The organism is Paenibacillus sp. FSL H7-0940, assembly GCF_037979415.1.
Classification (GTDB): domain Bacteria; phylum Bacillota; class Bacilli; order Paenibacillales; family Paenibacillaceae; genus Paenibacillus; species Paenibacillus amylolyticus.
The window spans coordinates 2,068,493-2,080,943 of sequence record NZ_CP150280.1; the positions used below are offsets into that span (position 1 = coordinate 2,068,493).

Annotated in this window: 10 protein-coding genes; 2 read left to right on the top strand and 8 right to left on the bottom strand. The window is 43.1% G+C overall.

Features of this window, described 5'->3' with window-relative positions; genetic code table 11:
- Positions 1 to 29 precede the first annotated feature (29 nt).
- The 3 genes from MHB71_RS09155 to MHB71_RS09165 form a co-directional block, all read right to left on the bottom strand.
- On the bottom strand, positions 30 to 1,082 hold the full coding sequence (locus MHB71_RS09155; RefSeq protein ID WP_036671403.1) for an LLM class flavin-dependent oxidoreductase: 1,053 nt from the start codon (positions 1,080 to 1,082) through the stop codon (positions 30 to 32).
- A 29-nt stretch (positions 1,083 to 1,111) separates the two neighbouring features.
- Positions 1,112 to 1,981 carry an NAD(P)-dependent oxidoreductase gene (locus tag MHB71_RS09160; protein ID WP_036671398.1) on the bottom strand — a complete coding sequence of 290 codons (870 nt, stop codon included), beginning with the start codon at positions 1,979 to 1,981 and terminating at the stop codon, positions 1,112 to 1,114.
- Between the two features lie 159 nt (positions 1,982 to 2,140).
- Positions 2,141 to 2,725: a TetR/AcrR family transcriptional regulator gene (locus MHB71_RS09165; protein ID WP_235193829.1), complete on the bottom strand. Its 585-nt coding sequence runs from the start codon at positions 2,723 to 2,725 to the stop codon at positions 2,141 to 2,143.
- Positions 2,726 to 2,879: 154 nt separating this feature from the next.
- Between MHB71_RS09165 and MHB71_RS09170 the strand changes: the two genes are divergently transcribed.
- Positions 2,880 to 3,365, top strand: a complete 486-nt coding sequence (locus MHB71_RS09170) for a hypothetical protein (RefSeq protein WP_074095216.1) — start codon at positions 2,880 to 2,882, stop codon at positions 3,363 to 3,365.
- Between the two features lie 168 nt (positions 3,366 to 3,533).
- Here the strand turns inward: MHB71_RS09170 and MHB71_RS09175 are convergent, their stop codons facing one another.
- The 5 genes from MHB71_RS09175 to MHB71_RS09195 all read right to left on the bottom strand — a co-directional run bounded on the left by MHB71_RS09175 (position 3,534) and on the right by MHB71_RS09195 (position 10,629).
- On the bottom strand, positions 3,534 to 4,706 hold the full coding sequence (locus MHB71_RS09175; protein WP_340029369.1) for an MFS transporter: 1,173 nt from the start codon (positions 4,704 to 4,706) through the stop codon (positions 3,534 to 3,536).
- A gap of 24 nt (positions 4,707 to 4,730) precedes the next feature.
- Positions 4,731 to 5,549, bottom strand: a complete 819-nt coding sequence (locus tag MHB71_RS09180) for a helix-turn-helix domain-containing protein (protein WP_340030149.1) — start codon at positions 5,547 to 5,549, stop codon at positions 4,731 to 4,733.
- A 254-nt stretch (positions 5,550 to 5,803) separates the two neighbouring features.
- Positions 5,804 to 8,272 (bottom strand): FAD-dependent oxidoreductase, encoded by a 2,469-nt coding sequence (locus MHB71_RS09185; RefSeq protein WP_340029370.1) that lies wholly within the window; start codon positions 8,270 to 8,272, stop codon positions 5,804 to 5,806.
- Positions 8,269 to 8,583, bottom strand: a complete 315-nt coding sequence (locus tag MHB71_RS09190) for a metalloregulator ArsR/SmtB family transcription factor (RefSeq protein ID WP_036615511.1) — start codon at positions 8,581 to 8,583, stop codon at positions 8,269 to 8,271. The genes MHB71_RS09185 and MHB71_RS09190 overlap by 4 nt, the downstream gene beginning before the upstream one ends.
- A 231-nt stretch (positions 8,584 to 8,814) precedes the next feature.
- Positions 8,815 to 10,629, bottom strand: a complete 1,815-nt coding sequence (locus MHB71_RS09195) for a family 43 glycosylhydrolase (RefSeq protein ID WP_340029371.1) — start codon at positions 10,627 to 10,629, stop codon at positions 8,815 to 8,817.
- Between the two features lie 357 nt (positions 10,630 to 10,986).
- Between MHB71_RS09195 and MHB71_RS09200 the strand changes: the two genes are divergently transcribed.
- Positions 10,987 to 12,348, top strand: coding sequence for an alkaline phosphatase (locus MHB71_RS09200; RefSeq protein ID WP_340030150.1), 1,362 nt, complete (start codon positions 10,987 to 10,989; stop codon positions 12,346 to 12,348).
- Positions 12,349 to 12,451: the final 103 nt, after the last annotated feature.

The window sequence follows — 12,451 nt, forward strand, 5'->3', positions numbered from 1 at the left end:
TTCGTTCATTTATGTTTTTTAGTTAATCCTTATCTCATTTCAGCTTCCCACTTGGAAATTTCCTCTCGTACTCGCGGTGCAACCTCTTTACCGAGCAGTTCTATAGCCTGCATTACCAACTCATGTGGCATCGTGCTTAAGGGAACATACATCATGAAACGTGTAATTCCTACATGCTTGCGCAGATGAATAATTTTTTGAGCAACTGTTTCCGGATCCCCTACATACAACGCACCATCAGAGCTGCGGGCAGCGTCATAGCTGGAACGATCGTAATATGCCCACCCCCGCTCTTTGCCGAGTTTATTCATGCCGTACTGAGTGGACGGGAAAAAGAGTTCTGCGGCTTTTTCCGTATCTTCTGCAACAAATCCGATAGAATGTGAACCTACCCGAAGCTGTGATACATCATGACCAGCATGAGTTGCCGCCTTTTTATACAGTTCTACAAGTGGCGCAAATTTCGTTGGATTTCCACCGATAATTGCAAGAACAAGTGGCAGACCTAGAATTCCAGCACGTATGGCAGACTCCTGAGTACCTCCGCTACCGATCCATACAGGTATAGAATTCTGAACAGGACGCGGGTATACCCCCAGATTATGTATCGCTGGTCGATGGCCTCCATTCCATGTTACTTTCTCGGATTCCCGTAATTTAAGAAGCAATTCAATGTTTTCATTAAATAAATCCTCGTAGTCATGCAGGTTATAACCAAACAGTGGAAAGGACTCAATGAAGGAACCTCGACCCGCTATAATCTCGGCACGTCCATTGGAGAGACCGTCAAGCGTGGCAAAATCCTGAAACACACGGACAGGATCTGCTGAAGATAGGACCGTCACAGCACTTGTCAATCGAATCCGTTTTGTGAGGGGCGCGGCAGCGGACAACACCATTGCTGGTGAAGATGCTGCATAATCATCACGATGATGCTCACCTATGCCAAACACATCAAGTCCTACCTGATCTGCAAGGACGATTTCTTCCACGACTTCTCGCAATCGCTGTGCGTGACTCATCACAACTCCGGTCTTAGTATCAGGCTTTGTTTCTACGAATGAAGTAACACCTATTTCCATAATTAATCTCTCCTTATATTTTTCTTTCCTTAAGAGGAATGCTCAAGACAACGGATTAAAGCCGTCCAATCCAACTCACCATAACCATGGGTAATTCCTTCAGAGAGGTGTTGATGAATAAGCTGACCTAAAGGGAGTGGAGCTTGAACTGACTTGGCTGCCTCGATAGCTAATGCAACATCCTTTAACCCGAGCGTCATTTTAAAACCGGCTGGTTCAAATCGCTGTTCGGTCATGATCGCTCCATAGTTCTGATATACCGGAGATTGAAAAAGAGCATTCACAACATCCATATATCGGGACGGCTTAATGCCGTGCTTTTCAACCATGAGCTGCGCTTCCGACAATGCTTCCAGCATTGAAGCAATTAGAAAGTTAACGCCTATTTTGACAATGTTACCTTCTTCGCCATGATCCCCAATCTCAAATATCTCTTGACCTAGTACTGTTAACATGGGAAGTACTCGTTGTCTTGCATGTTCCGGACCAGCTAAAATAATGCGCAATGTAGCTGCTTTAGCGGCATCCGGGCGCCCCATTACGGTGGCAGACACAAAGTGCTGGTGTCTCTCCGCATGCAAAGCGGATAATTTTCGAGCCAGATCTACGCTGATCGTACTGGCAGATACGTGAATTCCATTTTCAGATAATCCGTTCAGAACTCCATTTGGTCCCTCGACAATCTCTCTCAAAGCAGCATCATCAGATAACATGGTAATTACAAGATTGCTTTCTTTCGCTGCCTCTAGTGGTGTTTGGACATAACGTGCTCCCTGTTTTATTAACGGTTCAACTTTTTCAGGGGTCCGATTAAAGATGACTAATTCATAACCCGCTTTCAACAGGTTTTGTGCCATTGGAAGCCCCATATTTCCAAGTCCAATAAACGATACCTTCATTGGTTGCATCTCCTTATTGTTGATGGAATGTTTCGATAACGGAATGAATGTTCCAGAATGATTAAAAAAATTATGGTCTTGCAGATACTTTTCAAATGGCACCTTCAAAATATGAGGAATATAATAACGGAACAATCATTCCAATATTGCTAAAAAAAATTATATCCCTGCAATTACAAAGCTAATCATTTCTTTTGCACGTTCTGGATTTTGACCTGTTTTGGCCATAATATTTATGCTTTGATGTAAATTCAGCAATAAATAAGACAATGTTTTGATATCTGTTGTTTTATCTATCTCTCCCGATTGTTGGCCCTTCTCCAAAAGCTCACAAAATGCTTGTTCCAAATCCGAAAAACTAGTCTGTATCAAGACATTTATCTGTTCATCTGGTGACTCCAATGTTGTAGCTGTATTCGTTACAAAACATCCGCCCGGTAGGCTAGTATCGTATGCCGAAGCAATATGATACTCAAAAAATTGAAGAATTCCATCTCTTACGTTTGATGCTTGTTCAAGAATAGTCTGCTTATTGGAACTCCCTTTTTTATAATGCTCCAGGGCATCTCTGTACAAGGTTTGCTTGTCGGAAAACGTATCATAAAGGCTGGATCGGCTAATGCCCATCACTTCTAGTAAATCCGGTATGCTAGCAGCCTCGTATCCTTTTTTCCAAAACAACAGCATCGCTTGGTGCAACGCTTGATTTTTGTCAAATTCTTTAGTCCTGGCGATAAGTAACACCTCCCGTTTCAGAAATATAACATATCTGAACTGATCAGTCCAGAAAAGAATCTTGCAGATAGTTGGTCGTTAATTGAAAATTTATCCATTAAAGAAATATATATGCTATATTTGATAGGTAACTTAAAACATATTAAGGAAAAGAGGATATTCTATGAAAAAAGTCTTTTTATCTTGCCTTGCCATGTTTATGTTTTTGATTTCATTTTCACCCGCGACTTCCGCTGCCAGTGGAGATCGGCTGATTTATGACATTATGTATAATGTCGCAGGTGGAGGGTTAGTGTCAAACAATAACAGGTTCTCGTTTCAATTTGACAATTATGGTGATGCGCAGATCTGGGACGTCAAATCACGTAAAATGATATGGCACAGCAACACTAAAGACACAAGAATACATAAACTCCAGATTAATTATTTCAGCGGGAAGTTGGTCATATCAGATCCGCAAAATACACCTTATTGGACATCGGATAACCTGGCGTGGGCTAAGGCATGGTACGGAGCAGACAATGTGCCAGCCAATCTTAGAGGCAATGTGCTCATCATGCAAACTGACGGTAATCTGGTGCTGTACAACAATGAAAATCCGGCCTTGGGCTGGTATCCTGTCTGGGCTTCGAATACAGGTGGACAGTAAACAACATAACAGTAATTTGTAAATCGATTGTTGCTCTAATCTACCATAATTATGTAATGTGATTCTTGTTATAACTTTGTTATACGCCAAAAAGATCTCTTGAGCAGTGAATGCTGAAGAGATCCTCTTTTTATTTTACTCATAAGCAAGAATTACTCATCATTGAAATTACACTGGATCTGGAGTTCCAGTTCTGCTTCTCGATTTCTTAAATAATAAGATGGCAAGAAGTAAAGCAATCCCTACAGCTCCAAAACCCAACCAATTCAAATACATAACAGATGAACGACTGATCACAATCCCACCTAATCCAGATCCCAGTGCAAAACCAAATTGGATAAATGACGTATTTACGCTAAGGGCAATGTCGGGATTACGAGGTGCCAGTGTAACCAGATATAGTTGCTGGGCCGGAGATATGCTCCACGTTGCTAACATAAAAATCATTAAAACCAAGATTAACATCATAAGATTAACTCCAGCTAGAGCAAACAAAAGAAGAGTTATGCCTTGTAACAGAAGGCCTAGACAAATTGTAAACTTTGATCCCTTTGCATCTGCCAATTGTCCGCCCACTTTTGATCCGACAAAGCTGCAAATTCCCGCGAGAAACAGAACACCGCTTATCTCGGTCATAGTAAGAGTGGATGTAGCTTGCAAGAAAGGCGTAATATACGTGAACAGTGTCGAATAGCCGCCGATATACAATAATGTAATAAGCAAGGCAGTCAGAATGAGTGGATTTTTCAAAATGGAGAGTTGCATTCTGAGGGTGATCTTTTCTTCCTCTTTGATTGCCGGAACCTTTTTGTAGATAATAAGTAATGGAAGAACACTTAACAATCCAATGAATATAAATAGAACTCTCCATCCAAACATTTCACTAAAAAATGTGCCCAATGGGACACCGAGCACTAGCGAACTGCTTAGCCCCATCAAAATGATGCCGATGGCATTGCCCCTTTTTTCTTTTTCAACCAGTCGTGTCGATACGGCCATTGCTACTACGGTAGCCACTCCTCCGCTAGCCCCTTGAATAATTCGCACCCATAGTAAAGTTTCGTAAGAAAGGTCAACAAGCATAAGTCCGTTGCTGGCAATAAACACACTGAGGGCGGACAACAGTAACTTCTTGCGATCCATATTTATGGTAATTGCAATGAGAATCGGAGCGATAATGGCCGCTGCCAGAGCGAATACAGTCACCAGTAAACCCACTTCGGAAGTAGATACGCTCAAGTCTGAGGCGATCATTTCAATGACTCCTGTAATAATGTATTCAAGGGTTCCAATCAGAAAAACAGCCAATGCCAAGATATATATAATCCATTTATTTTTCACTTTAATCCACTCCGTCTTCTCTAGTTATCTATTTAGTATTGGAATTTGTATTTCTATAAACTGTACATCTTGTTCTTGAGATAAGGGTAAATATAATTCCCTACCAGCTCCGTTCTCCTTGATCTGATAGTTATTATTCTCAATCCATGTAGCTAGATGAACACAGGCTTTACAGGCAAAGGTGGCATTGGAACGATAAGCTATGGTGGCCATCATGGGCTCGGCAGGAAGAGTCCGCAGTTGAAATGGGTCGGGAGGTGATCGCAGCTCACAGTTTAAGAAGTAACCTATTTCAAACTCGAACTCTTCCTCTTGTCCTGCGATTTCTTTCCACAAAACAACCTGAGGTCCGTTGATCAGTTGGCGCATTTCTTTTGTTAATGATTGATCAAACTGATGAAATAAACTCGGGATCTCCTCTTCCCTCCCGCACCCTGTCTGAAAAAGAAACTGCCGAGCACCTTCCTCTTTGATTCGGATTTCTTGCCCAGTTTCGACGTGCCCCTCTTCCTCTATAAGCTGCATGCGTTCCTCAATCCGGACAAGTTTGGCTTGTTCCGTATCGATAATCTGCTGAATTTCGCTTCTTTTTAGCTTAAACATGCCTTGAATATTCTCCAATGTAATATGTTCCTGTAACAGCTGTGTGATTTGTGGCAACGTGAACCCCAATTCTTTATAAATGAAGATTCGGTTGAGCTCGAGAAGCTGATCTGCGGAATAGTAACGGTAACCCGTATCGTGATCTACCTTTCTCGGCTTAAGTATGCCAATCTGGTCATAATAACGCAGTGTTTTTAATGAGACCCTACTTAGCCTGGAAAACGCACTGATTTTGAACAACATATCATCTCCAATCTTTTAACCTAATGCGAGTATATAGTTTCCCGTACAGGGGAAAGTCAAGGGTATATATGCTTCTCATTTGCCTAGCTAAATCAACCACCGTCCTTGTCATCACTCTATGTTGCTGTTAAATGTAAGTCAAAGAACCGTTTCTGAATGAAACGTTCATTTTTTTTGAACAAAAAAATGCCACTCATCGTGGCATTCTATTGGTACGCATTCAATTATCCTGCTCAGCATTACTAATTTTTTTAAATAAACAGATTATGATTGGCTTGTGATGCTTGTCCAAGATAGTAACCCACACCACCAATTTTGACTTGATCTATTAATTCTTCACGCTGAATTCCCATTAAATCCATAGACATTTGGCAGGCAACGATCTCTACTCCTTGTTCAATAGCGCTCTCTATCAATTCTTCCAACGAAGGCACATGATGTTTTTTCATCAAACCACGGATCATTTTCGGGCCTGCTCCAAGCATATGCATTTTGGACATGCCAAGCTTCTGGCTCCCGCGAGGTAACATCATATCAAACATACGGCCGATCATAGTTTTGGATAACTTCTGCGGTTGCTGCTTGCGAATAATACTCAATCCCCAAAACGTGAAAAATAGGGTTACTTTCCGTCCACTGGCTGCTGCCCCATTTGAAATAATGAGTGAAGCGATCGCTTTGTCCAGATCACCACTGAAAACAACCATCGTGCTGGCAGGATCGCTGATTGGGGCATTGGATACGGGTTGTGCTGTATTTTTGGCAATGACAGACTCAATTGTACCGCCTTTCAGTCTTTCCAACTGCAAGATTGTGGAACCCGACATTGTGGCCCATGCTTTGACATCTTCATAGAATCCTGGATCGGAAGCTTTCACGCGAAGGGTTTCTCCGTTCGCTAGTTGATCCATTTTCTGCTTAACCTGAATTAGGGGACCAGGACAACTTAATCCGCAAACGTTCAACTCATGATCAATACGTTGCGGTTGTATCGACTCAGAGGGAATAGACTTTTTTTCCTTAACGTCCACCGCAGAATCATGATGATCTTGTTTTTCAGTAGTAAATGGAGCAGGATTAAACTGGGCTTGACGGTATGTTTTATAACCACCACTTAAGTTTTTTACACTAAAACCATGCTGACGCAAAATTTGCGAAGCAGTGTAACCACGTAAGCCGACTTGACAGTATAGCCAGATTTCTTTGGATGGGTCTAATTCATCTAAACGTTGACGAAGCTCATCAACTGGAATAGAGAGTGAACCCGGAATATGACCATTTTGATGCTCAATTTCACTGCGTACATCCAGAAGTATCGACTGCCCCGGCTGACGATCAGCCAGTTGATTATAGGTGAACGTCTGAACACGTCCGGTAATCATATTCTCTGCTGCATATCCAGCCATATTCACGGGATCTTTGGCAGACGAATAAGGAGGCGCGTAACTCAGTTCAAGCTCTGTTAAATCCCGGACATGTCCTCCAAAATGAATGGCTACAGCAATATCATCAATTCGTTTATCCACTCCATCATAACCGACTGCTTGTGCGCCTAAAATTTTACCTTGCGGAGTAAATAGCAGTTTAAGAGTAATTGCGCTTGAACCCGGATAATACGATGCATGAGAAGCAGGGTGTACGATAACGGTTTGATAGTCCACGCCGAGACGCTGTAGTGTTTTTTCATTGCTGCCTGTCGTAGCTGCGGTCATTCCAAATACTTTGATAATGGACGTACCTTGTGTTCCTTTGTAGGTAGATTGAAGCCCTGCGATACGGTCGGCAACAATACGACCTTGTTTGTTGGCAGGTCCGGCAAGTGGTATTGTTGCCTTCGTACCATGAATGGTTTCCGTTACTTCGATCGCATCCCCAACAGCATAGATATGTGGCACACTACTTTCCAAGGCTTCATTTACGATAATATGTCCACGTGAACCCAGCGAAACGCCGCTATCTTTCAAAAAATAGGTGTCTGGTGTTACGCCTATCGCAAGAATAACCATGTCAGCTGTCAACACATGACCATCGGCAAGTTCAACCCCTATGCCCTGCTCTAGGGAATGAAATCCCTGAACACGTTTGGAAAACAGCAGGTTTACACCATGATTCTCCATTTCCTGTGCCAATGCGGCTGCTAACTCGGTATCATAGGGTGTGAGTACTTGTGCGTTCCCCTCAATCAGCGTTACATCCAGACCAGCTTCCTTTAAATTCTCAGCCATTTCCACACCTATAAATCCACCGCCTATGACAATCGAAGACTTGTTGTTAGACGAACTTACCTGGTCTTTGATCCGATCAATATCTGGAATACTTCGTACGGTATAAATTAGTGGATTGTCCTTGCCCGGCAGATCGGGAATGATCGGTTTAGCACCTGGTGACAATATCAACTCGTCATAGCTTTCTTCATATGCACCGCGCTCCTGGGACTGTATCTTAACCACTCGCTTCTGCGAATCGATAGCTATAACCTCACTTCTTGTACGCACATCGATACAAAAGCGATCTGCCATCCCTTTTGGCGTTTGCACCAGCAGACGCTTTCGATCATCGATGGAGCCACCTATATAATAAGGCAAACCACAATTGGCAAATGAAATGTAGGGCCCTTTCTCAAAGATAATAATTTCGGCATGTTCATCCAGACGGCGAAGACGTGCAGCTGCAGATGCACCTCCAGCTACACCGCCAACAATGAGTACTTTTTTGCTCATGATTCACAATCATCCTTTTCAAATAAAGTTTTGATAATCTGTTCAACCCGTTGATCGGCAAGCACATAGTTCACTTCAAGACCATTCCGCTCCGTAGCAACAATACCTGCACTACGAAGTTTCTGGAGGTGTTGTGAGACTGTTGATTGGGGAAGATCCAGACATTCCTGCATATAAGAAACATTACATTTTTTTTTCATCATCAGTCCGCGCACAATGCATAAACGAATGGGGTGAGACAGAGCTTTCAGCAGATTAGCTGGTTCATCGAACTGTTTAATGTTATTACTGTCAAAAGCGGGAGTGTTCAAAAGTATTCCTCCTAAATCGTTATATCGTAATAATACGATTTATTGATTCGTCTGTCAAATGTATTCTGGAATTAATGCGTTTAATAAGTCGCATACCCGCTCAACCCTACGGCTTTGCTTGTTCCAGGTGGATGATAAAAATGCCTGCCAAAACCGCTAAAAGCGACATTTGACAGGCATTCATGCTGTATCAAGCCTTCATTAAATAGCAATTCAATTGAATTGCTTATTTTAGAGTATAACAGGCTGAATCAGTCCGTCCTTACCAAAAAGAAGCGGGTCCATACATATTTCGCGGTGATACCCCTTTCCAGAGGAGAATCTGGACAGTGGTGTTACAAAACGGTGATAGGCAATCCGTAGTTGACCGGTTTCATTTTCATTAAAGATACAGTGATGACCTGTTCCCAGCATGCCCTTCTCGACATTTTTGCTCAAGATTGGGTATCGATAGGTAATTGGACCATATAACTGCTCTGCCGTACCATAATTTACATGATACTCTTCGCTACCTGTGTCATCACAGGACCATGTAAAGTGGTATAGTCCACCCTGCTTCAACACGGTTACCGCCTCACGAAAATCATGCAAGCCCGCCAGATTGCTCATTGTGTCCTCAACGACACTTATCATGTCTTCACCAAGCTCCACAATGGCACCATGTCCATTGCCAAATAGCAGATACGGTCTTCCATCATCTTCGACATAGATGGAGGGATCAATAGCTTGGCCCATAGTAATGCCCAGACGTTTCAACTGCTCCATTGTGATTAAAGGCTGTGACTCGGCCAGGAATGGACCAATCGGTGTATCTGCTACAGCAACGCCGATGGCACTCTCGCCGTTCAGCATTTTGCCGCAGAAATAAAAATAGAACTTTTCGTTACGGTTGGCTATTGCCGGTGCCCAGGCATTACCGGTTGCCCAAGCTACATCCTCTGTTCCCAGATCAAGGATAACACCTTCATCTTGCCAATGCTTCAGGTCTGAAGAAGAAAACACTTTGAACTGTGTCCCCGACCACCCCTCGAAGCCATCTGTTGTCGGATACATATAGTAACGATCCCCAAACTGTGCGACATCAGGATCGGCATATTGTCCGGGAAGCACCTGATGACCATCCCCAAAAGCCACGAGAAGCCGGCTGCACTCCTCAGCTGTGATTGGCAGGACACTTCCATGCCGCTTTTGAGTTGATCCCATATCGAATTTACCATCAGGGACGATTCGGAATTCTCCACTTCCCAGATCCGTAGTCAGCAGAGGAAGATAACCCTTGCCTTCAGCAAATCGATCAACAATCAGGCACCATTCCTCCCGGTCATTGAATTTAAAGATTTGAGGTCCCTCCACACCTGCCATAGCCTCCAGTACCGGAGCTTGAAGTGTAACAAATGCCCCTTTGTCGAGAGAGTCTCCTTTTTCTACCCGTATGTTTTTGGTTGTTTCATCCTTGGAGTATCGATAATAAGAGCCATCCGCAGGAAGAATCGTTGTATCAATAATATGATTATCACGCTCAATGTATTTTTCCGATGCAGAGAACGTACGAAAGTCTTTTGTACGAGCGCTGTATATTTTTTGTTTTCGTTCTTGCTCCTGAGGTTCCTGCGTCGCAGAAGCCCAGAATACAAGAAACTCATCTGCCATTTCATCATAGACAGCTTCCGGTGCCCAGACACATTCAGCGCCCTCAACACCTAGTGTAACGTTCCATGGGGATGACCAGTTCACGAGATTGCTGGATTCCCATATAATTACGTCACGGCTCCCGGCATTAACAGCATGACTCCATCCTTTGCCGCTTGCGATGCGGAGATCCGTAGCAATCAGATAAAATTTATTATCCTTGACTGAACGAACCAGAAACGGGTCCCGTACCCCCTTTTCTCCAAGGTCGGAAAACAGCACAGGTGATCCGCCATTAAGGTCCTTCCAGTGAAGACCATCCTCGCTATAGGAGAAATAAACCTGCTCTCCGTCTGGTTGTTCGCCAATAAAATGTACAAAGAGATACCCATCATAATTTGGAGTTGTTTTGGTCAATGGTAAAGAGCCTCCTGAAAATGAAATTGATTGTATACTAACAGTAATATAAAAAATGAAAGCGTTCTACTTATGTTGTATCATACTTCAAAAACAGCGGAATGAGTATATTTTTGTAATCTCGTATGTAGAAGATCATGTGAATCTATCGCCGGAAACATATGCCCTAATTGGAATGTTTGACTTGCTCCTCATGCAAAGAAATTAAAGTTATCGCCGTATATTTGTTTAATTTACATCAGGTATACAAAGTTCTTGGTTTTCATTTACATATAAATGCTAACCTTCTTAATGATGAACAAATGAATATAGATTCATGCATTCATTTTTGTTGTTGAGATATTATGAGGAGGAATCATTGTGAAATTATCCAAAAGAGTATTACCAGCGGTAGCGCTGACTCTGGCTGTATCGGCTTCTACTCTCTTGTCCGGCGGACAAGCAAGTGCCGTTCAAGCTGTAAGTGTGGAGAAAAAACAAATCAAGAACATCATCTTCCTCATTGGGGATGGCATGGGGACCTCTTATACTTCCGCCTACCGTTATATGAAAGATGATCCTTCGACGAAGGGCATGGATAAAACCGTATTCGACCCTTATCTTGTTGGGGCACAAATGACCTATCCGGATGATGATAAACAAAATGTGACGGATTCCGCTTCCGCAGCAACGGCCATGTCGGCAGGTGTAAAAACATACAATGCGGCCATTGCGGTTGACCCTGAGCAGAAGGAAGTCAAAACCGTACTTGAGCAGGCAAAAGAAAACGGGAAAGCCACCGGACTCGTGGCTACGTCGGAGATCACTCATGCCACACCAGCTGCATTTGGTGCCCATGATATCAGTCGAAAAAATATGGATGCTATTGCGGACGATTATTATGATGAGTTGATTAATGGCAAGCATAAGGTGGATGTACTTCTGGGTGGAGGGAAATCCAATTTTGTACGCGAGGGTCGTGATCTGACGAAGGAGTTCCAGAAGGCCGGATTCAGCTATGTGACGGATCGTTCCTCTCTCCTTGCTGATAAGAATCAACAAGTTCTTGGACTGTTTGCGGACGGAGGGCTGGACAAGTTGATTGATCGTACTGCTGCAACTCCATCATTAGCTGAGATGACCAATACAGCGATTGATCGCCTCAGTTCGAACGACAAAGGATTCTTTCTAATGGTCGAAGGCAGCCAGATCGACTGGGCAGGACATGATAATGATATCGTTGGCGCGATGAGTGAAATGGATGATTTCGCAGCAGCATTTCAGGCAGCTATTGATTTTGCCAAAAAAGACGGTGAAACACTTGTCGTAGCTACTGCCGACCACTCCACGGGCGGACTTACGCTTGGAAAAGACGGAGAATACAACTTCTTCGTAGACCCAATCAAAGCTGCACTGCGCACACCTGACTTCATGGCAGCACAAATTGCAAAAGGTGCTTCGGTTGAAGAAACACTGAAAAGTTATCTGAAACTGGAGTTGAAACCTGAAGAGATTCAATCGGTGAACGAAGCAGCCAAAAGTGCGGATGTAACAAAGATTGATAATGCTATTGAAGCGATTATTGATAACCGTTCATATACCGGCTGGACAACAGGTGGACATACAGGTGAAGATGTTCCGGTCTATGCCTACGGTCCGGCAAGTCATCGCTTCGCCGGTTTGATCGACAACACAGATAATGCCAAGATCATATTTGATATTCTCAGTAAGCACCAGTAAAAAAAATCCCTAATAAATTTCGGGTAAAACTTTGAAAAAGCTTAAGCCCTTGTCTCCAGTTGTTGCCGATGGAGACAAGGGCTTTTAATTAATCATTCGTGTA